The 25,965-nt window shown below is 70.8% G+C and carries 16 protein-coding genes and 1 pseudogene; 2 read left to right on the top strand and 15 right to left on the bottom strand.

Annotated elements, in window-relative coordinates; all coding sequences use genetic code 11:
* Positions 1 to 96: 96 nt before the first annotated feature.
* From RAMLITH_RS03010 to RAMLITH_RS02990, 5 genes and pseudogenes are all read right to left on the bottom strand, one after another.
* A complete protein-coding gene (locus RAMLITH_RS03010; protein ID WP_168105834.1) occupies positions 97 to 1,431 on the bottom strand; it encodes a sulfate adenylyltransferase subunit 1 in 1,335 nt (444 codons plus the stop codon).
* Positions 1,431 to 2,363 carry a sulfate adenylyltransferase subunit CysD gene (cysD, locus tag RAMLITH_RS03005; RefSeq protein WP_168105833.1) on the bottom strand — a complete coding sequence of 311 codons (933 nt, stop codon included), beginning with the start codon at positions 2,361 to 2,363 and terminating at the stop codon, positions 1,431 to 1,433. The genes RAMLITH_RS03010 and cysD overlap by 1 nt, the downstream gene beginning before the upstream one ends.
* A 149-nt stretch (positions 2,364 to 2,512) precedes the next feature.
* Positions 2,513 to 3,220: pseudogene (locus RAMLITH_RS03000) on the bottom strand (phosphoadenylyl-sulfate reductase); the annotation flags it as partial.
* Positions 3,220 to 3,609, bottom strand: coding sequence for a DUF934 domain-containing protein (locus tag RAMLITH_RS02995; protein ID WP_420376884.1), 390 nt, complete (start codon positions 3,607 to 3,609; stop codon positions 3,220 to 3,222). The gene RAMLITH_RS02995 and the pseudogene RAMLITH_RS03000, both read right to left, overlap by 1 nt.
* Complete coding sequence (locus RAMLITH_RS02990; RefSeq protein ID WP_168105831.1) at positions 3,609 to 5,420, bottom strand: nitrite/sulfite reductase; 1,812 nt, start codon at positions 5,418 to 5,420, stop codon at positions 3,609 to 3,611. The genes RAMLITH_RS02995 and RAMLITH_RS02990 overlap by 1 nt, the downstream gene beginning before the upstream one ends.
* Before the next feature lie 235 nt (positions 5,421 to 5,655).
* On the opposite strand from RAMLITH_RS02990, the gene RAMLITH_RS02985 reads away from it, so the two are divergent.
* Positions 5,656 to 6,459 carry a response regulator gene (locus tag RAMLITH_RS02985; protein ID WP_168105830.1) on the top strand — a complete coding sequence of 268 codons (804 nt, stop codon included), beginning with the start codon at positions 5,656 to 5,658 and terminating at the stop codon, positions 6,457 to 6,459.
* Positions 6,460 to 6,462: 3 nt separating this feature from the next.
* On the opposite strand, the gene mnmC is transcribed toward RAMLITH_RS02985, so the two are convergent.
* From mnmC to RAMLITH_RS02970, 3 genes are all read right to left on the bottom strand, one after another.
* Entirely contained in the window at positions 6,463 to 8,289 is a 1,827-nt protein-coding gene (mnmC, locus tag RAMLITH_RS02980; RefSeq protein ID WP_168105829.1) for a bifunctional tRNA (5-methylaminomethyl-2-thiouridine)(34)-methyltransferase MnmC2/FAD-dependent 5-carboxymethylaminomethyl-2-thiouridine(34) oxidoreductase MnmC1, read from the bottom strand.
* A 49-nt stretch (positions 8,290 to 8,338) separates the two neighbouring features.
* The gene (locus RAMLITH_RS02975; RefSeq protein WP_168105828.1) at positions 8,339 to 8,611 is read right to left on the bottom strand and encodes an oxidative damage protection protein; all 273 of its coding nucleotides are present in this window, start codon (positions 8,609 to 8,611) and stop codon (positions 8,339 to 8,341) included.
* 121 nt (positions 8,612 to 8,732) lie between these two features.
* Positions 8,733 to 9,374 carry an FMN-dependent NADH-azoreductase gene (locus RAMLITH_RS02970; protein ID WP_168105827.1) on the bottom strand — a complete coding sequence of 214 codons (642 nt, stop codon included), beginning with the start codon at positions 9,372 to 9,374 and terminating at the stop codon, positions 8,733 to 8,735.
* A 105-nt stretch (positions 9,375 to 9,479) separates the two neighbouring features.
* Here RAMLITH_RS02970 and RAMLITH_RS02965 point away from each other — a divergent pair, with 105 nt between their 5' ends.
* Positions 9,480 to 10,433, top strand: a complete 954-nt coding sequence (locus RAMLITH_RS02965) for a LysR family transcriptional regulator (protein ID WP_168106429.1) — start codon at positions 9,480 to 9,482, stop codon at positions 10,431 to 10,433.
* Here RAMLITH_RS02965 and RAMLITH_RS02960 read toward each other — a convergent pair.
* From RAMLITH_RS02960 to glgB, 7 genes are all read right to left on the bottom strand, one after another.
* Positions 10,409 to 11,956 (bottom strand): Ig-like domain-containing domain, encoded by a 1,548-nt coding sequence (locus RAMLITH_RS02960; protein WP_168105826.1) that lies wholly within the window; start codon positions 11,954 to 11,956, stop codon positions 10,409 to 10,411. The genes RAMLITH_RS02965 and RAMLITH_RS02960 overlap by 25 nt on opposite strands.
* 194 nt (positions 11,957 to 12,150) lie before the next feature.
* A complete protein-coding gene (gene glgA, locus RAMLITH_RS02955) occupies positions 12,151 to 13,608 on the bottom strand; it encodes a glycogen synthase GlgA (RefSeq protein WP_168105825.1) in 1,458 nt (485 codons plus the stop codon).
* Positions 13,605 to 18,680, bottom strand: a complete 5,076-nt coding sequence (locus tag RAMLITH_RS02950) for a malto-oligosyltrehalose synthase (protein WP_168105824.1) — start codon at positions 18,678 to 18,680, stop codon at positions 13,605 to 13,607. Before RAMLITH_RS02950 ends, glgA begins: the two co-directional genes overlap by 4 nt.
* Complete coding sequence (treZ, locus tag RAMLITH_RS02945) at positions 18,677 to 20,518, bottom strand: malto-oligosyltrehalose trehalohydrolase (RefSeq protein WP_168105823.1); 1,842 nt, start codon at positions 20,516 to 20,518, stop codon at positions 18,677 to 18,679. The genes RAMLITH_RS02950 and treZ overlap by 4 nt, the downstream gene beginning before the upstream one ends.
* Positions 20,502 to 22,760: a glycogen debranching protein GlgX gene (gene glgX, locus RAMLITH_RS02940; RefSeq protein ID WP_168105822.1), complete on the bottom strand. Its 2,259-nt coding sequence runs from the start codon at positions 22,758 to 22,760 to the stop codon at positions 20,502 to 20,504. Before glgX ends, treZ begins: the two co-directional genes overlap by 17 nt.
* On the bottom strand, positions 22,757 to 24,052 hold the full coding sequence (locus RAMLITH_RS02935) for a glucose-1-phosphate adenylyltransferase (RefSeq protein WP_168105821.1): 1,296 nt from the start codon (positions 24,050 to 24,052) through the stop codon (positions 22,757 to 22,759). The genes glgX and RAMLITH_RS02935 overlap by 4 nt, the downstream gene beginning before the upstream one ends.
* Positions 24,039 to 25,964, bottom strand: coding sequence for a 1,4-alpha-glucan branching protein GlgB (gene glgB / locus RAMLITH_RS02930; protein WP_181017737.1), 1,926 nt, complete (start codon positions 25,962 to 25,964; stop codon positions 24,039 to 24,041). Before glgB ends, RAMLITH_RS02935 begins: the two co-directional genes overlap by 14 nt.
* Between the last annotated feature and the right edge of the window lies 1 nt (position 25,965).

Genomic DNA, 25,965 nt, shown 5'->3' with positions numbered 1-25,965 from the left:
CCTGGGGGAAACCCTCGATTTTACGCGGCGAGGCGCAGCCCGGCCGGGTAGCCATGCGCTGGCTGGGCCAAACGGCGGGCGATTTCTTGCTTTTCGTCAGGCGCGGCGCACCAGGGCGGCGCCGGCCGTCCGGTGGCTGGCCGTATCCACCAGCACCAGCGAACCCAGCACGCGTGACTGCTCGTACGGCAGCACGGCCAGCGGCTCCTGCAGCACCAGGTCGACGTGGCCGATGGCGTTGGGCTCCAGTTCGGTCGCCGGCGCCTCGGCCAGGGTGTTGATGTCCAGCCGGTGCACGATCCGCTGCACCCGCGCCTTGACCCAGCGGTGGCCATGCAGCGCCCAGTACACGCGGCCGGCCACCAGCGGCTGGTCGTCGAGCCAGGCCACCGTGGCGGAGATTTCCCGCGACGGCTCGGCCGCGCCGGGCGCCAATAGCCAGTCGCCGCGGGAGACGTCCACTTCCCGATCGAGCACGATGCCGGCGCTGTGTCCGGCGGCCACGGCATGCGGCCGGCGGACGTGATCGAGCACCTGCGCGACGACGGCGCTGCGGCCCCCCGGAAGCACCGTGACCGTCTGGCCCGGCTGCAGGGTGCCGGAGGCGACGCGACCCCAGAAGATGCGGCGGCCCTGGCTGGTGTCGGCCGAGGACGAGAACTTCTCCACCCATTGCACCGGCACGGCCGCAGGCGCTTGGTGGTCGGGGGCCGCCACGTCGAGCTGCTCCAGCAATTGCAGCAGGGAAGGGCCTTCGTAATGGCACCAGCCTGGATGCGGCTGCACCACGTTGTGGCCGTGCAGCGCGGAGATCGGCAGCGTGCCCCGCACCGTGATGCCGGCCGACGCGGCGAAGCGCGCCAGCGCACCCCGGATGTTGTTGAAGGCGACGGTGGCGTCCTCCACCGCGTCCAGCTTGTTGATCGCGAAGACGATGGAAGGCACGCGCAGCAGGTTGGCCAGCAGCGCATGGCGGCGGGTCTGCGGCAGCAGGTCCAGCCCGGGGTTGGGCCACTGCAACTTGGTCGCGTCCACCAGCACCACGGCGGCATCGGCGCTGGAGGCGGCCGTCACCATGTTGCGGGTGTACTGCTCGTGGCCGGGCGCGTCGCCGATGATGAACTTGCGCGCGGGCGTCGCGAAGTAGCGCCAGGCCACGTCGATGGTGATGCCTTGCTCGCGCTCGGCCGACAGGCCGTCGGTCAGCAGCGCCAGGTCGGTCGCGCCGGACCGCTGCACGCCGGCCAGCTGGTCCTGCAGCACGGCCTTGCTGTCCACCAGCAGCCGGCCGATCAGCGTGCTCTTGCCGTCGTCCACGCTGCCGCAGGTGATGAAGCGCAGGGCGGCGGCGTGGTCGCCGCTGCCTGGGGCTTCGCCACGGCGGCGCGAGCCGGGCAGCACCACCTCCGTCGTCGGTTCGCTGGCGATCATCAGAAGTACCCGTCCTTCTTGCGTTTTTCCATCGATGCGTCGGAGGTCTTGTCGTCCATGCGGGTGGCGCCGCGCTCGCTCACGTCCACCGCCAGCGTCTCCAGCACCACGTCGGCGGCGCTGGCCGCTTCGCTCGGCACCGGGCAGGTGCAGGTGATGTCGCCCACGGTGCGGAAGCGCACGGTGCGGGTGACGACCTGCTCGCCGTCGCGCGGCGGCGTGAGCGGCGTCACCGGCACCAGCAGGCCGCGGCGCTCCACCACGTCGCGCCGGTGCGCGTAGTAGATCGACGGCAGCGCGATCTCTTCGCGCTGGATGTACTGCCACACGTCCAGCTCGGTCCAGTTCGAGATCGGGAACACGCGGAAATGCTCGCCCGGCTGCAGCCTGGTGTTGAACAGCGTCCACAGTTCCGGCCGCTGGTCCTTCGGCTGCCACTGCCCGAAGCCATCGCGGTGCGAGAAGATGCGCTCCTTGGCGCGGGCCTTCTCCTCGTCGCGGCGGGCGCCGCCGATCAGCGCGTCGAAGCGGAATTCCTCGATCGCCTCCAGCAGCGTCACCGACTGGTGCGCGTTGCGCGACTCGCCGGGATGGGCCAGGCGCACCGTGCCGCGCTTCATCGAGTCCTCGACGCTGCGCACGATCAGCTCGGCGCCCAGTTCGCGGGCCCGGGCGTCGCGGAAATCGGTGACTTCGCTGAAGTTGTGCCCGGTGTCGATCATCAGCAGCGGGTACGGGATGCGACCGGCGCCGAAGGCTTTTTCCGCGCATTTCAGGAGCACCAGCGAGTCCTTGCCACCGGAAAACAGCAGGGCGGGACGCTCGAAGGCGGCCGCCACTTCGCGCAGCACGAAGATCGCCTCCTCCTCCAGCGCGTCCAGGTGGCGGTTGCTCAGGTGGGCGAGCAGCTCGGGTTCGACGCGGGCGTTCATGCGGTCACCTCATCCTTCTTCACATGGAGGCCGCATTCCTTGGCCTGCTCCTCTTGGCTCCGGCCGGCTTCTTGCGAAGCCTTAACTTCGCCTTCGGCGAAGTTAGCTTGCGCCGAAGCAGCGACTGGCGAGCTGGCGCCCGCCTGCGGCTTGACGTGCAAGCCGCACTCCTTCGTCGTGTCGCTGCTTTCCCACCACCAGCGGCCCGCGCGGAAGTCCTCTCCCGCCGCGATGGCGCGGGTGCACGGCGCGCAGCCGATGCTGGGATAGAACTGGTCGTGCAGCGGGTTGTAGTCGACGCCATGCAGGGCGATGTAGTGCCACACGTCGCCCCAGGTCCAGCGGGCCAGCGGATTGAACTTGACGCGCGTCGCGTCGCTCGCGTCCAGCAGCGGCACTTCGGCGCGGGCGCCCGACTGCTCGCGCCGTAACCCGGTGATCCAGGCGCGCTGGCCTTCCAGCGCGCGGGCCAGCGGCTCCATCTTGCGGATGCCGCAGCAGGCCTTGCGCAGCTCGATGCTGCGGTACATCGCGTCGCCGCCTTCGCGCGCGACGAACTGCACCACTGCCTCCTGCGCCGGCCGGTAGACCGTCACCGGCGCGCGCGAGGCGGCGCGCGTGCGCTCGAGCAGTTCCAGCGTCTGCGGATGCAACATGCCGGTGTCGAGGACGAACACGGGGACGTGCAATTGCTGCACGTTGATCATGTGCGTGATCACGACGTCCTCGGCGCCCAGGCTCGACGCCTGGGTGACGGGAGCGAACTCGGAGGCCGCCCGGCGCAGGAGCGTGCTGGTTTCCAGCAGCTTGGCCGCGAAGTCCGGCGAGGGGCGCGCGTTGAGTTCCACCGCGCCCATCAGACGAACCTCGCGAACAGCGGCTGCGGATCCAGCACGTCGCCCTGGTAGAAGGCGGCATAGCGGTCGAACTGGCGTCGCGCATGTGCCACGTCCTGGTCGGCCCGCAGCACCGCGCTGGAGAACCCGCTGCGCTGCATCTGCACCAGCTGGTCGATGAGCACGTCGCCGGTGGCGCGGATGTCGCCCGTGAAACCGCGCCGGCGCCGCAGCAGCAGCGCCTGGCTGAAGGCGCGCCCGTCGGTGAACTTCGGGAAGTGCAGCTCGACGCGCTGCACGCCCTCCAGCTCGCACGTGAGCGGGTCGGCGGCGTTGTCTATCGTCAGCACCTGCACCGATTCGTCCGACGCCTGCGCGTCCCCGTGGATGATCTCCAGTTGCATCTTCATCAGGCCACCTGCTGTTCGGGGTTGCGGGCGGCGTTCGCCGCCGCCTTGAAGGGCTCCAGGCCGACGCGGCGCAGCGTCGCCAGGAAGGTCTCCTGCCTGCCGTCCACGCTGCGGCGCAGCTCGCGGTAGGTCTCGAGCACGGCCTCGATCACCTCCGGAACTTCCGCCGCGGAGAACGACGGGCCGACCACCTTGCCCGGCTGGGCCGGTCCGGACAGGTCGGAGCCGTCGGCGCCGCCGAGCGTGACCTGGTACCACTCCTGGCCGTCCTTGTCGACGCCCAGGATGCCGATGTGGCCGCTGTGGTGGTGGCCGCACGAGTTGATGCAGCCGCTCATGTGCAGGTCGATCTCGCCGATGTCGTGGATCTCGTCGAGGTCCTGGTAGCGCTGCATGATCGCCTCGGCGATCGGCAGCGAGCGGGCGTTGGCCAGCGAGCAGAAGTCGCCGCCGGGGCAGGCGATCATGTCGGTGAGCAGGCCGATGTTGGGCCGCGCCAGGCCCGCCTTGCGAGCGGCCTGCCACAACGCGGGCAGGTCGTCGGCATGCACCCAGGGCAGCAGCAGGTTCTGTTCGTGGGTGGTGCGAGCCTCGCCGGCGGAAAAGCGGTCGGCCAGGTCGGCGGCGAGCTCCAGCTGGTCGCCTGTCGCGTCGCCGGGCGCCTGCCCGATGCGCTTGAACGACAGCGTGACGGCGCGCAGCTGCGGGTCGCGGTGCGGCTTGACGTTGCGGGCCAGCCAGCGTGCGTACTCCGGATCGGCCTGCGCGGCCGTGCGCAGGATCGCGTCCTCGCCCTTGAACTCGCGCCGCGCGAGCACCGGCGGCGCGAAGTTCACTGCCACGCGGTCGAACTCGGCCTGCGTGATGGTGTGGGCGCCGCCGTCGGTCTCGACGATCTGGCGGAATTCCTCTTCCACCTGGTCCATGTAGCGCTGGCCTTCGGCCTTCACCAGGATCTTGATGCGCGCCTTCCAGGCGTTGTCGCGCCGGCCGTACCGGTTGTAGACGCGGATCACCGCTTCCAGGTAGTTCAGCACCTGCTGCCACGGCAGGAACTCGCGCACGACCGTGCCGATGATCGGCGTGCGGCCCATGCCGCCGCCCACCAGCACCTTGAAGCCGAGTTCGCCGGCGTCGTCGCGCAGCAATTGCAGGCCGACGTCGTACCAGCCGATGGCGGCGCGGTCTTCCTTCGCGCCGTTCACCGAGATCTTGAACTTGCGCGGCAGGAAGACGAACTCCGGATGCAGCGTGCTCCACTGGCGCAGGATTTCGCAGAACGGGCGCGGGTCGGCAATCTCGTCGACGGCGATGCCGGCGCGGGCGTCAGTCGCGATGTTGCGGATGGTGTTGCCGCTGGTCTGGATGCCGTGCATGTCGACGCTGGCCAGCAGGTCCATCACGTCGGCGCTGCGTGCCAGCGGGATCCAGTTGAACTGCACGTTCAGGCGGGTGGTGATGTGGCCGTACCCCGACTTGAGGCGCGAACGGACCTCGCCGCCGCCGGGCACCGGCACCGCGCCGAGCGCATCCTGCGTCGCCTGCGCCTGGCCGAACAGGGCCGCGCTGGGCTGGTCGTATTCGCGGGCAATCTTCGCCAGCACGCGCAGCTGGCGGCTGGCGATCTCGCCGTATGGCACTGCGATGCGCAGCATAGGCGCGTAACGCTGGATGTACCAGCCGTTCTGCAGGCGCAGCGGCCGGAACTCGTCGTCGCCCAGCTGGCCGGCCAGGTTGCGCTCCAGCTGGTCGCGGTATTGGGCGGCCCGTTGCCTGACGAACTGCCGGTCGAACTCGGTGTATTGGTACATGTGTTGGCTCGCAAGAGGCGGCGGCGCTGCCTCTTCGCGGAGCCGGCGCCGTGCACGAGGTGACTCTATGGGGCGCCTTTATCCGCGCGAACTACTTTTTCGTTCGCTTCTTATGCGAATAAGCTTATGCGCCAGGGCGGGCGCGGCTTGCGCCATCGCAAGCACCCCAAAACGCGGTTTTGGATTCGCGCCACATCGGCTGATAATGGCCGCGCCACCCAGCGGCACATCCACCATGGCACAACGCGTGTTCGTCAAGGTCGTCGGTTTTTCCGCGGCGGAGCGCCACGCGCTCAACACCGTGTTCCGCCTTTCCGAAGAGCGCGAGATCATGTACAGCCTGTGGGTGTGGGGCGCGCCCGAGGCGCCGCGCCTGCTGCTGGTCGACGGCGAGAGCGCCGAAGCCGCGGCCGAATCCCGGCCCGGGGGCGCGGCGACGGCCAAGGTGGTGTGGGTCGGCCCGCATGCGCCGCCCCACGCGTGGCGCGTCGTGCAGCGCCCGATCGCCTGGCCCGAGGTGCTGCACGGCATGGACGCGTTCTTCGGCAGCGCCGAGGCCCTCGATTTCGACCTCGGTCCCGGCACCGACGCCATGGACACCCAGCCGCCCGAGCCGGTGCCGCAGCCGCTTCGGGCCCTGGTCGCCAGTCCCGACCGCGAGCAGCGCCTCTACCTGCGGGCGCGCCTCGCCCTGGCGGGGCTCGCGATGGTGGACGAAGTGGAGACCGGTCCGCAGGCGCTGGCCATGGCGAGCCGGCTGCCGTACTGCCTGGCCATCGTCGAACACCAGCTGCCGCAGGTCGATGCCTGGTCGGTGCTCAAGCGCCTGCGCTCCGGTGCCCTGCAGCGGCCGGCCGTGATCGTGGCCAGGAGCGGCGGTTCGCTGCGCGATCGCCTGCGTGCGCGCTTCGGAGGCGCCGCCGCGTTCATCGACACGCCGGTGGATCCGGTCATCCTGCACGGTGCGCTGCAAGAGGTCCTCGCGACGGCCGGCGCGCCGCCGGCGATGGGCGTGCCGGTGCACGAGCCGACTTCCTGACGTTCAGCTGCCGCGCGCGCTATCGAGCGCCGCCGCGAGCCGAGGCTCCAGCGGCAGCGGTTCGCCGTGCAGGCGCGCCGCCAGCAGTTCGCCGCACAGCGCCGCGAAGGTGAGGCCGCGCGAGCCCATCGCGGTGCTGACCCACAGGCCGGGCTCGATCTCCCCGACGCAAGGGCGGCGGTCCGCCGATGCGCAGCGTACGCCGGTCCAGGCCTGCACCGAGCCGTCGCGAAACGTGGGCGCCAGTTGCGCGGCGATCTGCGGCAGCAAGGCACCGAGCTTGGCCAGGTTCGCCTCGTGATCGGCGTCGCGCGGCGAGCGGTCGGCATCCCCCCGTTCGTAGGTGGAACCGCACAGCCACGCGGTGGCGCCTTCCACCGTCGCCTGCGGGATGAAGTGGCCATGGCCGTTGACGGGGAAGGGCGGCAAGGTCATGCCGGGCCGGTGGAAGGCCCAGGACACCTGCCCGCGCACCGGGTGCAGCGGCAATCGGCCGCCCAACAACGCCGACGTGCCATGCGCCGCCGCCAGCACGAGGAGCTCGGCCTCGGCCAGGAGCGCGCCGTGGCGATCGAACAACTGCCACGCATCGTCGTGCCGCGCCAGCCGCGCCACGCTGGCGCCGCCGCGCCAGCTCACGCGCTGTTCGCCCAACCAGGCGCGCACCAGCGCCGCCGGCCGGATCCAGGCGGCGAGCTCATGCCAGGAAGCGGGTTCGTCCGGTCCGAGGCCGGCCTGCGCCTTGCACGCCGCGTCGGCCTCACGGGTCCAGGCGCGCGCCGCCTCGCCGGCACCCTCGAGCGGGCGCCAGGCGGTGCCCGGCCGGTGCTCCAGCACGCCGCTGAAGCGCCAGTCGTCGCCTTCCGGCAGGAACTCGCGCGCGTACTGCAGCGTGATCCGGACGCCGCTGCGCGAGAGGCGGGACAGCAGCGAGTCGTCGCTCGAGTGATGCGGCGCCAGCAACCCCGCCGGCAGGGCGGAAGCGCCCGCCGCCGGCGTGCTCGCCTGGTCCAGCACGGTGACCTGCCAGCCGCGCCGCGCCAGGCTGGCGGCCGCCGCGGCCCCGGCCAGTCCTGCGCCGACGACGACGCAGTGGCCCGGCGCGGTGGTGCGGTCCGGCGGCTGGCGCCGGGTCTCCCACGCCGGTTCGAAGACGGCCCGCAGGCAGTGGCGCTTGGGCGCCAGCCCCTCGGCCTTGTCGACGGCGAAGCCGCACTGGGCCAGTTCGCGCCGCACCTCGCCGGCGACGGTCCATGTGGCCAGCGTGGTGCCGCGCCGGCAATGGCGCGCCACGGCCTTGAGCGTGTGCGCCTCCCACATCGCCGGATTGCGCTGCGGATCGAAGCCGTCGAGGAATACCGAGTCGGCGGCGAACGAGGGGTCGTGCAGCGCCTCCCTGACGTCGCGCACCGCCAGCGTCAGCAGCACCCGGCCTTCCTCCAACGAGAGGCGATGCACGCCAGGCACCAGCCCGATCCATTGCGCCGCCAGCGCCTGTGCCAGCGGCAGCAGTTCGGGATGCACTGCCGCCGCGCGCAGCACGTCGGCCGCGGCCACGGGCCAGGCTTCCACCGAGAAGTAGTGCAGCAGCCGCGGGCGCGCCGGGTCGTCCAGCCAGGCGCGCCAAGCGGCCAGGAAGTTCAGGCCCAGGCCGAAGCCGGTTTCGAGGATGCGCCAGCGGGGCTGCCCGGCCCAGGCCCGGGGCAGGCCGCAGCCGGCCAGGAACACGTGGCGTGCCTGCTCGAGCCCGCCGGTGCTGGAGCGGTAGATGTCGTGGAAGCGAGGGCTGCGCGGCGTTCCGTCCGGCAGCCACTCGACGGGTTCACCCATGGTGCTGAACCGGCTGGCGTGGCGCGAGCCGGGCCTGTGGGCAGGGGCTTTACTCCTTGGGCGGCACGTAGCCGGCCGCCTGGTCGGCGCCGGCGCCGAAGAAGTGGTTTTCCATCTGGCGCGCCAGGTACTGGCGGGCGCGCTGGTCGGCCAGGTTCAGGCGGTTCTCGTTGACCAGCATGGTCTGGTGCTTGAGCCAGCCGGCCCAGGCTTCCTTGCTGACGCTTTCGTAGATGCGCTTGCCGAGCTCGCCGGGATAAGGCGGGAAATCGAGTCCTTCGGCCTCCCGGCCGAGTTTGATGCAGTTGACGGTGCGAGCCATGGCGATGCCTTTGAGAGTACGAGCTTCGCCGCCGACTGTATCAACAAACACGGGGGCGGCCCGAGGCAGGCCGCCCCCGCGTGAGGACTTTGGGTTCCGCCAGCGATGCCGGCGGCGCGGCTCAGGCCGCGACCGGCGAGCGCTCTTCTTCCGCGGCGAGGGCGTCGATGGTGACGATGGCGGCATCCAGCGCCTGCTGCTTGGCCGCTTCGCCCAGCGCGACGCCTTCGGCGCGCACGAAGCGCACGTCGGTGATGCCGAAGAAGCCGAAGATCGTCTTCAGGTAGCTCTCCTGGTGGTCCATCGCGGCCGCCGCGGCATTGCCAGCGTAGAAGCCGCCGCGGCTGGATGCGACGATCACCGTCTTGCCGCCCGCGAGGCCCTGCGGGCCCTGCTCGGTGTACTTGAAGGTGCGGCCAACCTGCGCGATCCGGTCGATCCAGGCCTTGAGCTGGCTGGGGATCGAGAAGTTGTACATCGGTGCCCCCACCACCACCACGTCGGCGGCGAGGAACTGGCTGACGAGTTGTTCCGAGATCGCGTTCTCGCGGCGCTGCGCCGGCGTCAGGCCCTCGGCGTCCGGGCCCACCCGGAAGCCGAGCGACTCCATGGACAGGTGCGACGGCGACTCCTGGGCGAGGTCGAGGTACTCGACCACGGTGCCAGGATGGGCGGCTTGCCATTGCTCGACCAGCCGCGCCGTCAGCTGGCGCGAAACGGAGTTGGCGGCAAGGACGCTGGAATCGATGTGAAGCAGTTTCATGGAGGCTCCCGGTGTTTGGTGTCAGGCAATGATTGTGCGGATGAATGCAATCATTGATAAGCCCATGAAACTGGAATAGATTGTCCTGTCAATGGAACGATGACCATGCAGGACCTCAACGACATGCTCTTCTTTGCCGAGGTGGTGGACCGCGGCAGTTTCGCGGCTGCCGGCCGCTCGCTCGGACTGCCCAAGTCGAAGCTGTCGCGCCGGATCGCGGCGCTGGAAGGGCGGCTGGGCGTGCGGCTGCTGCAGCGCACCACCCGCAGGCTCTCTCTGACCGAGGCCGGGGAACGCTACCACCGGCATTGCGTCGCCGTGCGCGAGCAGGCCGAGGCCGCGGAAGAGACGGTCGCCATCGCGCAAAGCGAGCCGCGCGGCACCATCCGCGTCGCCTGCCCGGTGACGCTGGCGCAATCGACGATCGCACCGCTCGTGCCTCGGTTCCTCGCGCTCCATCCGCAGGTGCGCATCGAAATGCAGGTCAGCAACCGGGTGGTCGACCTGGTGCAGGAAGGCGTGGACGTGGCGCTGCGGGTGCGCCCCGGCGTGGACGACAGCGGCAGCTTGGTGGTCAAGAAGCTCGGCATGAGCCACAGCCTGCTGGTGGCGAGTCCCGCGCAACTGGAGCGGCAGGGGCGGCCCCGCACATTCGACGACCTGCAGCGGCTGTCGACGGTGGCGATGTCGGCCGTCGACGGCCGCGCCGCCTGGCGGCTGGTCGGGCCGGACCGGCGCGAGCACGAACTGCAGCACCGTCCCGTGTACACCGCCGACGACCTGTTGACGCTGAAGTGCGCCGTGCTGCAAGGCACCGGCATGTGCGTGCTGCCTGACTACATGTGCGGCGCCGAGCTGCAGGACGGACGCCTGGAACTGGTGTTGCCCGGCTGGGAGCCGGCGCCGTGGGTCATGCACGCGGTGTTTCCGTCGCGCCGGGGCCTGGTGCCGGCGGTGCGAAGGTTCCTCGACTTTCTCGGCGAGAACGTGACCGAGGAGGGCCTGGGGCGAGCGGCTGGGGACGCTGGGAAGCGTCAACCGGCGGTGGTGAAGCTGTAGCCGCTCACGCCCGCGTAGGCATTGCCGACGAGGTCCACCACGGCGTCGGCGCCGACGACCAGCTGGTACGCCGTGCCCGGCAGCAGGTCGGCCTCCGGGTCGATGACGACGGCCGAACCGATGAACCGGATGCCGGGGTCACTGGCGGTGGCGAAGGTCTGCACCACCTCGCCGGCGCCGGTCTGCAGCGTGATGATTCCCGGGCCGGCCTGCACCGCTTCGCTGAAGGTGATGCCCAGGCTCCAGTCCGGGGGCAGCATGTTGCTGCCGGCCGCCGGAAAGAAGTCGACGGCGACGGGGGCCGTGGCGTCTCCGGTGGGAGGGGGCTCTCCCGCGGTGGTGAAGCTGTAGTCGCTCACGCCGGCGTAGGCATTGCCGGACAGGTCCTCGATCGCGCCTGGGCTCACGGTGAGCCGATAGGTGGTGCCCGGCTGCAGGTCGGCGGCCGGATCGATGACGACGCTCGCGCCCAGGAAATGCAGGCCGGGATCGCCGGCGCCGAACGTCTGCACCACCTCCCCGGCGGCCGTCTGCAATGTGATCGTTCCGGAGCCGGCCTGCACGGTCTCGCTGAAGGTGATGCCCAGGCTCCAGTCGGGCGGCAGCATGTGGCTGCCGGCCGCCGGGAAGAAGTCGATGGCCGTCGGCGCCGCCGTGTCGCCGGGCGCAGGCGTCTCGCCTGCCGTCGTGAAATGAAAGGCGCCTCCCGCAAAAGCGTTCCCACTGGGGTCCAGCACGCTGCCGGCGGCGAATTCGAGCACGTAGCCGGTTCCGGGGTCGAGGCTCGCCGATGGCCTGATCGTCAGCGAGGCGACCCAGGCGCTCAGGTCGGCGCCGTCGGAGACGTCGAAGGCGTCGACCAGCTGTCCGCTGGCCGTCTTCAGCTCGATGCGCGCCGATGGCGCCAGCGCGATGAGCTCATCGAACGTGGCGACAATGGTTCCGTCGACCGGAACCTCGGCGGCGCCGTCGGCGCCCGCGATGCCGGTGAGCATTGGTGCGTACAGATCGGGTGAAGTGTTGTCCAGCACCCAGGAGAAGAGGTAGTACTCCCCGGCCTTGGTGCCCGCCGAGGCCACGAACACGACGTCCCGGTTCGGGAGCTGCGCCAGGCCGGCACGGCCCCAGCCGCTGAAGGTGTTGGTGGTGAAGATCGGTTCGCCAAGTGGCAAGCCGCTGTCCTGATACCGCTGGAGCACCAGCCAGCCGCCCGGCGCGGTGGTGTTGTACGCACGTTCGACCTTCAGGATCGTGCCGTCGTCGAGCGCGATGCTCTGTTGCAGGTGGGCGGCAGGGCTGCCACCGTAGTAGCTGCCGTCCGAGATTTCCTCGGTGAGCGGCTGCCCCGCCGGATCAAAGATGCGGTACGACGTTTCGTGGTGTCCCGTCTCGCGCGAGCTGTCCCAGACCACCTGGAACCCGCCGCCAGGTGTCACGCGGAGATCGGTGAGGCTCGGGTACGGGTCCCACTCGGGTGGGGCGCTCTTGTCGACCACGAAGGCCGAACCTGCCACGAATGCCATGTCTGCTCCTGCAAGGTGACGGTCGGCAAGCATCCGTCGCCCCAGTTCGCCGAGGTGTAGCGGCGTGCAACAGCCGCGTTTTGGACTGTTCTGTCGCCACGGTTCTGCGGGCGCTGCAAGCGCGACGGGTCGGACGGACGGAAAAGGTTACGCCGGTTGCGGCCGGACGCGGGAGCCCAGCGGCAGGGCCGGATCTAAGCGGCTTCGGCGCGCTCGCACGCCTGCTCGTACACCCTGACGTAGTGCGCCGCGCTTTGCTCCCAGCCGAAGTCGCGCGCCATCCCGTTCGCCTGGATGCGGCGCCACAACGCCGGCTGGCGCCAGGCCTGCATGGCCCGTTGCAGCGCCTCCAGGAACCCCGCGGCGTCGGAGGTGGCCATCACGAACCCGGTGCCGCGCGCCGGGTCGGCGGTCGCATCGACGACCGAGTCCACCAGCCCGCCGGTGGGCGAGACGAGCGGCGGCGTGCCGTACGCCTGGCTGTACATCTGGTTCAGCCCGCAGGGCTCGAAGCGCGAAGGCATCAGGAAGCAGTCGGCGCCGGCCTCGATCAGGTGGGCCAGGCTCTCGTCGTAGCCGAAGGTCGCGGCGATCGCGCCGGGGTTCGCCTGGGCGGCCGACTGCAGCGCGTCGTGCAGCGCCGGCTCACCCTGGCCCAGCACCGCGAGCTGGCCGCCTTGCGCCAGCAGCGGCTCCAGATGGCGCAGTACGAGGTCGATCCCTTTTTGCGCGGTCAGGCGGCTCACCACGCCGAACAGCATCGCCTTGGGGTTCACGGCGAGGCCGCAGCGCTGTTGCAGCGCCGCCTTGTCCAGCGCCTTGCCCTTGAGGTCCTGCGCCGTGAACTGCGCCGGAATCAGGTCATCGCCGGCGGGATTCCAGACATCGGTGTCGATGCCGTTGAGGATGCCGGTCAGCCGGCCGGCGCGTGCCTGCAGCACGCCGTGCAGCCCGACGCCGAAGGCCTCGGTCTGGATCTCTCGGGCATAGGTCGGGCTCACCGTGGTGATCGCGTCGGCGAACTGCAGGCCGGCCTTCAGCATCGAGACATGGCCCCAGAATTCCACGCCGTCCATGCCGCGCCACTGGTGCGGCACGCCGAGCAGGTCGGCCGTGTACATCGGGAACATGCCCTGGAACGCGATGTTGTGGATGGTCATCACGCTGGCGGCCGTCGGCTCCGCCGGCCGGGCCTGCGCCAGGTACAGCGGGGCCAGCCCGCAGGGCCAGTCGTTGGCGTGGACCACGTCCGCGCGCCAGTCGCGGCACGGACTGGCGGCGGTGCCCAGCGCGGCCGCCACGCGGCTCAGGTAACCGAAGCGCACCGCGTTGTCGTGGTGGTCGCGCCCTTGCGAATCGACGTACGGCCCGCCGTTGCGCTGGTACAGCGGCGGGCAGGCGAGCAGCAGCAGCGTCACGCCGTTGGCGGTCTTCACCGGCAGCAACTGCGCCGCCGGCCACGGACCCTCGGGCGGCAGCTCGATGGTGTCCAGCACTTCGCCGCTGACCCGCATGCCGGTGTAGGCCGGCATCAGCAGGCGCACGTCGTGGCCCATCCGGGCCAGCGTGGCCGGCAGCGCGGCGCTGACGTCGCCGAGGCCGCCGGTCTTGACGTACGGCGCGCACTCGGGCGTGGCGAACAGGATCTTCATGCGGCGGGACCTCCTTGCGCGGGAACCAGCACGGCGAACGGCAGGGCGTGCGCGTCGGGGAACAGGCGGGCCAGCGGCAGCGCCCCGGAGTCGGCGTCGAACTCGCGCCCGGTGAGCCAGTCGCGCCAGCGGCCCGTTCCCGCCGGCAGTGCCTGCTGCTCGTCCAGGCGCAGCGTCGTGTCGTCCCACACCCGCGGGCCCCAGCGGCTGGCGTCGCCGCCACACAAGGTATACGACAGCCGGGCGGCGACCACCAGCACGGACTGGTCCTCGCGCTGGCGCGCGTAGGCGACCGCATGGTCGGCGGCGGCGCCGGACACGGCCAGCGGCAGGTACGCGCCGTCGCGAAACAGCGCCGGCCAGGCGCGCCGCAGTTGGAGCAGCCTCCAGGTCACGAGGTGCTTGAGCCGGCCGCCGCCGATGTGCGCCTGCAGCTGGCGCCAGTCGGCCGGGCTGGGCCAGCCTCCGGCGTAGAGCGAGCGCAAGGCTTCCAGGTCGACGGCGAGCCGTTCGAAGTCCACCGGCCGCCGGTTGTCGGGATCGACCAGGCTGAAGTTCCACTGCTCGCAGCCCTGGTACAGGTCGGGTACACCCGGCGCGGTGAGCTTGAGCGCCACCTGCGCCAGGCTGTTGCGGAAGCCGAACGGCGCGATGCGTGCGGCGACGCGGTCCAGTTCGTCGGCGAAGGGGTTCGGCTGGCCGGGGCGCAGCAGGGCATCGATGTACCCGGCCAGCGCTTCCTCGTAGGCGGTGTCGGGGCAGGTCCAGTTGGTACGCAGCTTGGCCTCGCGGGCGGCCTTGAGCATGTACGCCTGCACGCGCTGGCGCAGTTCGTCGCGCGCCGCGTCGTCTGGCGGCGTGGTCGGCCACAGGCCCGCCAGCGTCTGGAACGCCAGCCAGATGTCGTTGCGGCTCGGCGCCGGTCCGTCGCCGGCCTGCGTCAGGAAGCGTTCGGCCAGGCCGGCGATGCGCTCCACGCTCTCCTGCCACAGCGCCGGATCCTCGGCCAGCACGTTGATGCGCGCTCGCAGGTCTTCGCCGCGCTTGCTGTCGTGCGTGGACGTGGCGAGCAAGGCGTGCGGCCGGAAGCGCACGCGTGCCTGGTTGGCCGCGTGGAAGGCCGCCGGCGAGACGCCGAAGCGGCGCGGATCGCCGCCCACTTCGTTGAGCGAGGCCAGCCGCAGGAAGCGGTAGAACGCGGTGTCCTCGACCGACTTGGCCATCACCGGCGAGGTGAACTGCTGCCAGCGGGCGATGAAGCGCGCGCGCTGCGCCGGCTCCGCCAGTGCGGCTTCGCCTTCGCCCAGCAGCACGTCGCGCAGGTGCTCCAGGACGCCGGCCTCGGCCTCGCCCAGCCGGCGCCGCGCGGCCGCGACGGCCCAGGCGACGTGTTGCCGGTCGCTGGCGCCCGGCGCGGCATCGGCCCGCAGGTAAGTGCGGTAGACCGGGAAGGCCGCGGCCACTTCGGTGAGCGCGAGCCGCAGCCGGGTGCGGGTGAAGTCGCAGGTGCGGCGGTTGGCGCGGCTGATGCGGTGCAGAGCCTCGGTGAGCCAGCCCAGCTCGCTCGTGAGCGAGGTGCCGATGATCAGCTTGCGGCACTCGTAGGCGGTCTCGTCGAAGCTTTCGGTGCGGCCCGTGAAGCCGCGTGCCAGGCGGTCCACCGCTTCCTCGCGCGCGCCGTCGACGAACAGGCCGTTCACCAGCGCGCCGAAGCGGTAGCCGGTATCGCCGTGGACCGGCCACTCGGCGGGCAGCGCTTCGTGCTCGGCGAGGATCTTCTCGACCACGAGGTACAAGGCTCGCGGCTCGTGGCCGGCGACGGCGGCGCCGCGCGCGTAGTGCGTCTGCAGCCGCTCGAAATACTGTTGCGGATTGCTCAGCCCGTCCGGGTGGTCGATGCGCAGCGCCGCCAGCTGGCCGCCCTGCAGCCAGCGCAGCAGCAGCCGGTGGGTGGCCTCGAACACCGAAGCCTGCTCCATGCGCAAGGCGGCCAGCGTGTTCACGTCGAAGAAGCGGCGGTAATTGACGTCGTCGCTGGCGGCTCGCCAGTCGGCCAGCCGGTACGCCTGGCGCGCGATCAGCCGGTCCAGCGGATCGAAGCTCGCCGCCTCGCCGGGCTGGCCGTTCAAGTGCTTGAGGCAGTCGCGGATCCAGCCGGCCAGCCAGCCGTGCTGTTGCGCCAGGCGTCCCAGGTTCTTCTTGTGGATCGCGGTGTCGCGCACCCGCGCCCGGCGCTGCGTTTCGTCCTGGACATCGCGCGGCGGCAGCCTGGCGAAGGCGTCGATCAGCGAGGCGACCACCGCGTGGCTGTCCGCCTCCTGCTCGTCGCGCGGCGGGGGCGGCGGCAACACCTCGAACACGTCGCGGTAGTGCGCCGGATCGAGCGGAAAGCGATGGCCGTAGTAGTGCAGGGAGAACTCGCCGGCCGCCGGCTCGAACTTCAGCTGGATCTCGCCGGCCTCCAGCACCCGGCCGTAGTGGTCGCCGAGCACCGGCAGCAGCACTCGGCCGGCCATGTCGGCGGCGGCGGGTTGCCACTCGATGTCGAAGGTCATCGCGTGGTCGGACGCCGGCCCGTGCTCCAGCACGTCGAGCCACCAGGCGTTGTCGGCCTCGAGCACCCCCATGTGGTTCGGCACCACGTCCAGCATCTGCCGCATGCCGTGCCGCCGCAGCGCGTCGCACAGGCGCTGGTGGCTTTCCTGGTCGCCGACCTCGGGGTTGAGCGCCGTGTGGTCGACGATGTCGTAGCCGTGGGTGCTGCCCGGGCGCGCGCGCAGGTAGGGCGCGCTGTACAGGTGGCTGATCCCCAGTGCATTCAGGTACGGCACCGCCCGCGTGACCTGCTCGAAGGTGCAGCCCTGGTGGAACTGGACGCGGTAGGTGCAGCCTGGAACGTCCGCGCTCTCCAGCGACGGCAGATCGGACGAGGCGTCGTCCGCCGGCGCCGGCCCGCTGCGCTCGGCCCGCAGCACCGCGGCCACCGAAGCGAAGCGGGCGTCGCCGGCGAGTTCGTCCACCGCCAGCGAGAGCTTGCGGCGCCAGTTGGGGAACCGGTCCTCGGTGGTGCCTGGCACGTTCACCTGCACCAGCTGGCCCGACACGTCCTCCAGTTGCACGCCGACCAGCCAGCACGGCGTGCGGGCGAGGTACGCGTACACGGCCTCCACGAAAGGCGGCGAGGCATCCGGGAGCGACGTGGGGTGCACCGTCCCACCGGCCGGCAGCAGCGATTCGTGCTGCAGCGCCAGCAGCAGCCGCGCCCGGTCCTGCGCCCGCGCGAGCACCTGCTCCTCGCCCGCGGCCTCGTCCGGATAGAGCTCCAGCCGGGTAGCGATCTCGATGTCCTCGCCCAGCCAGAAGCCGCGCAGGGTCGGCAGGTCGTGCGTGCTGACCACCGCCATCGCCTGCGCCGGCCACTGCGCCGGCGGCTTGTAGCCGCCTTCGGGCGTGCGCTCGAACAGCAGCGGCCGATAGGAGACCAGCGCCCGCTCGTGCATCGCCTCGCGCATCTGGGGCGCCACGTTGCCCAGGTCCTCGCCAATGATCAGGCACTGGCTGCGGTGGCTCTCCAGCGCGAGGATGGACAGCAAGGTGTCCAACGGATAGCGCACGTACGTGCCGCCCTGCGCGCCGGTCCAGAACAGCCGCATCAGGCTCATCACGTGGTCCAGCCGCAGCGCGCCGGCGTGGCGCATGTTGGCGCGCAGGATCTCGATGAACGGGCGGCAGCGCGCCGCCTCCAGCGCCATCGGGTTCATCGGCGGCAGGCCCCAGTCCTGGCCAAGCACGTTCAGCGCGTCCGGCGGGGCGCCCGCATGCATGCCGCGGGCGTACAGGTCGGGCTGCTCCCAGGTTTCCGCACCACCCTCGTTGGCGCCGACCGCCAGGTCGCAGTACAGGCCCAGCCCCATGCCGCGGCTGCGGGCATAGCGCTGCGCCGACTCCAGTTGCAGCTCGCAGAGCCACTGCAGCCAGAAGCGGTACTGCACGGCCGAGGCGTTGTCGCGCGCGAAGGCGCGCGCCGCGGCCGAACGCGGGTCGCGGTACTCGAGCGGCCACGCCGGCCAGCCCCACACGTCGGGGTCGGCGGCGTGCAGGTGCTCCTGCAGCGCCTCGAACAGCGCGTGCCGCCCCAAGGTCTCCTGGCGCTGCGCCAGGAAGCTGCGGAAATGCTCGCCGCGCGAAGTGTTGCCGGCGAGGTCGTGCTGCTCGAAGTGCTGCCACAGCAGCCGCAGCACTTCCTCCTTGGCGGCGGCGACGGCCGGATAGTCCACCAGTTCCGGCTCGCGCAAGGCCCGCAAGCGGGCCTGGAACGATTCGGAGTGCACCAGCTCCAGGGCCGGGCGGCAACCGCTCAGGTCGACCAGCGACTGCACGTCGAGGTACATGGGGTTCAGCGCGTGCCGGCTGGACGGGCTGTACGGGCTGGCCGAAGCGGGCCGGTGCGGGAACAGCGCGTGCAGCGGGCTGAGGCCGATGAACGAGGCGCCGTGGCGCGCGCTCGCCTCGATCAGCCGCCGCAGGTCGCCGAAATCGCCGATGCCCCAGTTGCGGCCGGACCGCAGCGCGTAGAGCTGCACGGTGCAGCCCCACCAGCGCTCGCCTTCCTGCAGCGCCGCCGGCACCCAGCACCGCTCGGGGGCGACCGCCAGCAGGCAGTAGCCCGGCTCGTCGCCGTCGGCGACGAGGCGCCAGTAGCCCATCTCGAGCCCGGCGGGCAAGGCGAGCACGTGGTGCTCACCCTGGCGCACGGCGATGCCGCGGTGCAGGACGGTGTCGGGTGTTTCGTCGCGCGCCAGCGTCCAGGCCACCGTGCGCCCGTCGCGAGCCGGCCAGCGCAACTCCCCGGTTCGGCCTTGCGTGGCGACGGCGATCGGCGGCAGCGCCGCGCGCGCCGGCGGCGGCTCGCTTGCGTCGGGGTCCACTCCCATGGCGGCCAGCGCCTGGCGCAGCACCGGCTCGGGGACGGTGACCTCCTCGTGCCAGAAGCTCTCGTAGTGCAGCGCGACGCCGCATCGCTGCGCGAGCTGCGCCACTTGTGGCGAAACGCTGGGCGGCTCCTGCGTCATACGGCCGGCGCACCCATGACCCAGCGCCCGGCCCAGGCCGGCCAGATGTCCGGCGCCGTGCCTTCCGGCCACGCGTGCCGCAGCAGCTCGCGCTCCCCGGCCAGCGCCGGCGCGGTGGCCGCCACGTGCAAGGGCTGCGCGCCGAGGTTCACCTCCAGCACCATGAGCTGCCCGTCGCTGTAGCGCCAGCAAACACGCAAGCCGCTGTCGCCCACGCGTCGCGCGGTGTGGTGGCCGGCGAGCAGCAGGGACTGGCGCGGTGCGATGTGCTGGCGCCGCATGGCCAGCGCGGACTGCACCAGCGCCAGCGCGCGCTGTCCCTCCGGCGTGCGCCGGTGCGCGGGGTCGGGGCGGCTGGCTTCGAAGGTCGCGGCGTCGCATGGATCGGGCAGTTCCACCGGCGAGCCGTCGGCGGCGCGCGCCATGTGCCCGAACTCGCGTTGCCGGCCTTTCCGCACGGCGTCGCGCAGGTCGCCTTCCCAGTCCGCGAAGTAGCGGAAGGGCGTGTCGGCGCCGAACTCGTCGCCGAAGAACAGCATGGGCGTGGCGGGCGTGAGCAGCGACAGCAGCAGGGCCAGCGGGCCGGCACCCGGCGGCGCAAGCTGCCCCAGGCGCTCGCCCAGGGCCCGGTTGCCGGTCTGGTCGTGGTTGTTCGCGAAATTGACCATGGTGCCCAGCGGCTGCGGCGGCGCCTCGCGCCGTTCGCGGCGCGCGCCGCCCGGCTTGCGCTCCGACGGCTCGAACAACATGCCGTGGGTCATGGCGCGGGCCAGCAGGTTCAGCGGCTCGTGGCCATAGTCGTGGTAATAGCCCTGCGTCTCGCCGGTGAGCACGGCGTGCAGCGCATGGTGGAAGTCGTCGTTCCACTGGCCGTCGTAGCAGCCCGGCCGCGGCTGCGCCGACAGGCGCTCGTGGTGGTTGTTCTCGTTCTCCAGGACCAGGTGCACGTGCCGGCCGCGCGCGGCGGTGCGCACGGCCTGCGAGATCTCCTGCAGGATGTCGGGCCGGCTCGCATCGACGATGGCATGCACGGCGTCGAGCCGCAGCCCGTCGATGCGGTACTCCTGCACCCAGTACAGCGCGTTGTGCACGAAGAAGTCGCGCACGGCGCGGCTGCCGGGACCGTCGAAGTTGATCGCCGCGCCCCACGGGCTGGCGTGCGTTTCGGAGAAGAACTGCGGCGCGTACTTCCCGAGGTAGTTGCCGGCGGGGCCGAAGTGGTTGTAGACGACGTCGAGGAACACCATCATTCCCAGCCGGTGGGCCGCCTGGATGAAGTGCTTGAGTTCGTCGGGCGTGCCGTAGGCCGCGTGCGGCGCGAACGGCAGCACGCCGTCGTAGCCCCAGCCGAAGCGCCCCGGGAAGCCGGCCACCGGCATCACCTCGAGCGCGGTGATGCCCAGGCTGGCGAGCTCCTCCAGCCGCTCGCCGGCGGCGGCGAAGGTGCCTTCCGGCGTGAAGGCGCCGACGTGCAGCTCGTACAGGACCACCTCGGACCAGGGCCGGCCGGTCCAGTCGGCGTCCCACTCGAACTGCAGCGGGTCGACGACGCAACTCGGTTGCAGCGGGCCCAGCGGGTTCTGCCGCGAGGCCGGGTCGGGCACCAGCAGGTCGCCGTCGATGCGCCACTGGTAGAGCGTGCCGGCCGTGGCCTCGGGCACGTGGCACTCCCACCAGCCCTGCGCGTCGCAGGCGGCGGGCACGAGGCGGGGCGGGGCGCCGACACCGGCGTCCAGCGCGAGGTCCACCTGCCGCGCGGCCGGTCCCCACAGGCGGAAGTTCACTCCGCCGCCAGGCGCGAGCGACGCGCCGAACGGCATGTCATGCCGGCTTCGCATTCGCGGGCCCTTCCTGCTGCGGCGTCTCGGTATCCTCTTCGTCGGGCTCGGCCTCGGGCTCGGGCTCCGGCTCGGGGTCGCTCGGCACCTGCGTCAGCAGTGCCATGGCGCGCGACTCCAGCGTGAACTTGCTGCCGGCCGCGACCTGCTCGCCCGCCTCGGCCTCGAAGTAGCCGCGGGCCGTGTCGACCCGCACCGTCCATTCGCCGGGCGCCACGTTCCTGCCCGGCAGCGTGAACACGACCGGCTCCGGCGTCGCGTTGAACAGCAGCAGCACGCTCAGGCCCGGTCGGGCCGCGGCCACGCGACCGTCCAGCAACGCGCCCACGCAGCGCACCGCGGGGTTGTCCCATTCCTCCTGCGTCATCGGCAGGCCCCAGACGCTGAACCAGGACACGTCGCGGTGCCCGTTTTCGTCCTCTTCGCCGCTCAGCCACTCGTTGTGGCACAGCACCGGCAGCTCGGCCCGCAGGCGCAGCATCGCCTGCGTGAAGGCCAGCAGCGGATCGCTGCGCCGCTCTTCGCTCCAGTCGAGCCAGCTGACGGGGTTGTCCTGGCAGTAGGCGTTGTTGTTGCCGCCCTGGGTGCGGCTCATCTCGTCGCCGGCCAGCAGCAGCGGCACGCCGCGCGAGACGAACAAGGTGGCGATGAAGTTGCGCTTCTGGCGCTCGCGCAGCGCCAGCACTTCGGGGTCGTCGGTCGGGCCCTCTGCGCCGCAGTTCCAGCTGCGGTTGTGGCTCTCGCCGTCGCGGTTCTCCTCCTCGTTCTCCTCGTTGTGCTTGTCGTTGTAGCTCACGAGGTCGTGCAGCGTGAAGCCGTCGTGGACGGTGATCATGTTGACGCCGGCGCTGGGGCGGCGGCCGGCCGGGCCGTAGATGTCGGCCGACCCGCACAGGCGCGCCGCGAACTCGGGCAGGCTGCCGTCGACGCCGCGCCAGTAGTCGCGCATGGTGTCGCGGTAGCGGCCGTTCCACTCTGACCAGCCCACGGGGAATCCGCCGACCTGGTAGCCGCCGTCGCCGATGTCCCAGGGCTCGGCGATCAGCTTGACCTGGCGCAGCACCGGGTCCTGCGCCACCGCGCTCAGGAACGGCGAGCGCTGCTCATAGGCGCCGGCCCCGTTGCGGCTGATGGCCGGCGCGAGGTCGAACCGGAAGCCGTCGACGTGCATCTCCTCGACCCAGTAGCGCAGGCTGTCCATGATCAGGCGCAGCGTGGCCGGGTGGCTGGCATCGACGGTGTTGCCGGTGCCGGTGAAGTCGAGGTAGTGGTGCCGGTTCTCGGTCAGGCGGTAGTACGACGGGTTGTCGATGCCCTTGAAGCAGAGTGTGGGCCCCAGGTTGTTGCCTTCGCAGGTGTGGTTGTAGACCACGTCCAGGATCACCTCGAGCCCCGCCTTGTGCAGGGCCTTGACCATGCGCCGGAAGTCGTTGAAGTCGTTGCCGGCGCAATAGCGCGGCTCCGGCGCGAAGAAGCCGACCGTGTTGTAGCCCCAGTAGTTGCCCAGGCCCATGTCGATCAGCCGGCGTTCGTCGTTGAACGCCTGCACCGGCAGCAGCTCGACCGAAGTCACGCCCAGGCCCTTGAGGTGGTCGATGACCGGCTGCGTGGCCAGGCCCGAGAACGTGCCGCGCAGCCCGCTCGGCACCTCGGGCATCTGCATCGTGAAGCCGCGCACGTGCATCTCGTAGCAGACGGTGTCCTCCATCGGGATGCGCGGACGCTCGTCGCCTTCCCAGTCGAAGGCCGGGTCCACCACCAGGCACTTGCCGGCGCCGGCGGCGTTGTTGACGGTGTCCATGCGCAGGTCGCGCTCCGCGCTGCCGAGCTTGTACGCGTACTGCCAGGCGGCGCCGCGCAAGGGGCGGTCGATCGCCCTGGCGTACGGATCGAGCAGCAGCTTGTGCGGGTTGCAGCGCAGGCCGCGGCTGGGATCGTAGGGTCCGTGCACGCGCAGGCCGTAACGGCAGCCCGCGCGCAGCCCCGGCACGAAGCCGTGCCAGACGCCGTCGGTGCGGCAGGGCAGGGCGACCTGCCGCACCTCGCGCGTGCCGGTGGAGTCGAACAGGCAGACGACCACCTGGTCGGCGATGCTCGAGTAGACGGCGAAGTTCACGCCGCCATCGCGCAAGGTGGCCCCGAGCGGCCAGGGCCGTCCCGGGTCGCAACTTTGCGGCGGGCCGGGATCGTGGGCAGACTGACGCCGGGCAGGAAGGTGCTGGTCGACGGCCTTCGCCGTCATGCAAGGGCCTCCTGCCGCTGGTGCACGGTTTCGGCGCCGCTGTCGAACTCGCGCGGGATGAACGACGAGCCGTGCGCGCGCGGCGGGAAGTAGCCGGCCGGCACCACCACGATCCCGCCTTCGCTCACGTGGAAGCGCTTGCGGTCCTGCTCGAGGTCGAAGCCGATCCGTTCCATGGGGGGCACGTCGTTGTCCTGGTCGATGATAGCCCGCCGCACCTGCGCGCCGCGGCCGATGCGCGAGCGTTCCATCACGATGCAATGCTCGAGCCGCGCGGACCGCTCCACGTGCACCGAGCGGCGCAGCATGGCGTGGTCGAGCGACGCGCCGTCGATCACGCTGCCGGAGCCGACCACGGAGCGGTTGATGATGCCGTTCTCGATCTGCGCGGACTCGGCCGGCTCGGAACTGGCGTAGATCGGCCACTGCCGGTTGGTCAGGCGGAACTTCGGTGCCGCGCCCAGCGTGTCGAAATGGGCCTCGTAGTACGCGTCGATGGTGCCGACGTCGCGCCAGTAGCCCTGCTCCTCGTACGGCTCGGTGCCGGGAATGATGTTGGTGTCGAAGTCGTACGCGACCAGCTTGTGCGTGTTGACCATCGACGGCAGGATGTGCTTGCCGAAGTCGCTGTCGCCGCTGTCGCGCATCCGGCGCAGCACCTTGAGCAGCACGTCGGCGTTGAAGATGTAGTTGCCCATGGAGGCGAGGGCGTGGGTGCGGCTGCCCGGCATCGGCCGCGTGGCCCTGGGCTTTTCCTTGAACTCCACGATGCGGTGGCGGTCGTCGACCTCGACGATGCCGAACTGGTCGCACTGGTCCAGCCTGACCGGCAGCGTCGCGACGCTCGCCTGCGCGTCGCTGCGAACGTGGAAGTCGATCATCTGGCGCACGTCCATGCGGTAGATGTGGTCGGCGCCGAACACCGCCACGATGTCGGGGCGGAAGCTCTCGATCAGGTGGATGTTCTGCGCGACGGCGTCGGCCGTGCCCTGGAACCATTCGCGGCCGTGGCGCATCTGCGGCGGCACGACTGTGATGAAGTGCTGCGGGATGAAGCGCGTCATCGTCCACGACTGGCGCACGTGCTCGATCAGCGACTGCGACTTGTACTGCACCAGCAGGTAGACCGAATAGATCTCCGAGTTGACCAGGTTGGACAGCACGAAGTCGACGATGCGGTGCTTGCCGTTGAACGGGACGGCGGGCTTGCAGCGGTCGGCCGTGAGCGGGTGCAGGCGCGAACCTTCGCCGCCAGCCATGACGAAAGCCAGGACATTCTTATGGGCGCGCATGGTGTACTCCAGGGGAAGGGGTGGTCAGGTCGAAAGGCCGGTCGGTCAGCAGCAGCATGGCCAGCGGCGGCAGGGTCAGGGACAGCGACGCGGGCTGGTCCGCGAACGGCTGTTCGGTGGCGTGCGCGCGGCCCAGGTTTCCCCAGCCGCTGCCGCCATAGCACGCGGCGTCGCTGTTGAGCAGCTCATGCCAGTCGCCGGCGTGCGGCACGCCCAGGCGCATCGACCGATACGGCTGCGGCGTCAGGTTGCACACCGCAATGGCCAGGGCGTCCTGGGGCCCCGCGCGGCGCACAAATGCCAGGACGGTGGGTTCCCCGGTCTCCACGGGCAACCAGCCGAAGCCCCGGCCGTCGAAATCGTTTACGTGCAGCGCCGGCACCCGGCGCAGCGCGGCATTGAGGTCGGCGATCCAGCGCGCCACGCCCGCATGCTGGGGCCGGGCCCACAGGTGCCAGTCCAGGCAGCGCTCGTGGTGCCACTCGCGTCCCTGGGCGAACTCGCCGCCCATGAACAGCAGCTTCTTGCCCGGGTGCGCCCACATGTAGCCGTACAGCGCGCGCAGCCCGGCGAACCGTTGCCACTCGTCGCCGGGCTGCTTGTCCAGCAGGCTGCCCTTGCCGTAGACCACCTCGTCGTGCGACAGCGGCAGCACGAAGTTCTCGTTGAACGCGTACACCGCGGAAAAGCGGATGTCGTCGTAGTGCCAGCGGCGGAAGAAATGGGGCCGCGCCATGTAGCGCAGCGTGTCGTTCATCCAGCCCATGTTCCACTTCATGCCGAAGCCGAGCCCGCCGTGGTGCACCGGGCGCGAAACGCCCGGCCACGCCGTCGATTCCTCCGCGATCATGTGGACGTCGGGGAAATGCGCGTAGACGGCGCTGTTGAGGTCCTGCATGAAGTGCACGGCCTCGAGGTTCTGGTTGCCGCCGTAGGGATTGGGGATCCATTCGCCCGGTTGCCGCGCATAGTCCAGGTACAGCATCGACGCGACGGCGTCCACCCGCAGCGCGTCGACGTGGTAGTGCTCGAACCAGAACAGCGCGTTGCTGATCAGGAAATCGCGGACCTCGTAGCGGCCGTAGTTGAAGATCAGGCTGTTCCACTCGGGGTGGAAGCCCTTGCGCGGATCGGCGTGCTCGTACAGCTCGGTGCCGTCGAAGCGCGCCAGCGCGTGCGGATCCGACGGAAAGTGCGAGGGCACCCAGTCGAGGATGACGCCGATGCCGTGCTGGTGCAGCGTGTCGACGAGCACCATCAGGTCCTGCGGCGTGCCGAAGCGCGCCGTCGGCGCGAAGTAGCCGGTGGTCTGGTAGCCCCAGGAGCCGTAGAACGGATGCTCGGTCACGGGCATCAGTTCGACGTGCGTGAACCCCATGTTCGTGCAGTGCGCGGCGAGCCGCACGCCGAGGTCGCGGTAATTGAGGAAGCGGCCATCCTCCTCGCGCTGCCAGGAGCCGAGATGCACCTCGTACACCGACATCGGCGCGTCGTGCCCCTGGAACTGGCCGCGGCGGGCCATCCATTCGCGGTCCCCCCACTGATGGCCGAGCTGCCAGATGCGCGAGGCCGTCCCGGGCGGATGCTCGGCGTAGAACGCGTACGGGTCGGCCTTGTCGAACCACTGGCCGTCGGTGCCCTGGATGCGGTACTTGTAGCAGTCGCCGGGACGCGCCTCGCCGACCACGCCGGCCCAGCGTCCGCTGCCGTCGCCGAGGGGCACGAGCATCTGGCAGTGCCAGCCGTTGAAGGACCCGATGACGCCGACGGCACGGGCATTCGGCGCCCACACCATGAAGCGGACCCCGCCCTGCACCAAGTGGGCTCCCATCACCTCGAACTGGCGGTGGTGGTGGCTGGCGGCCGCAACGCTCCCGTTGCCGGACCAGGTCGCCGGGATGCTCTGTGTCATT

Source organism: Ramlibacter lithotrophicus (assembly GCF_012184415.1).
GTDB classification, from domain to species: Bacteria; Pseudomonadota; Gammaproteobacteria; order Burkholderiales; family Burkholderiaceae_C; genus Ramlibacter; species Ramlibacter lithotrophicus.
Note: the sequence above shows the minus strand (reverse complement) of the source record. Positions and strands in the feature narration are given on the sequence as shown.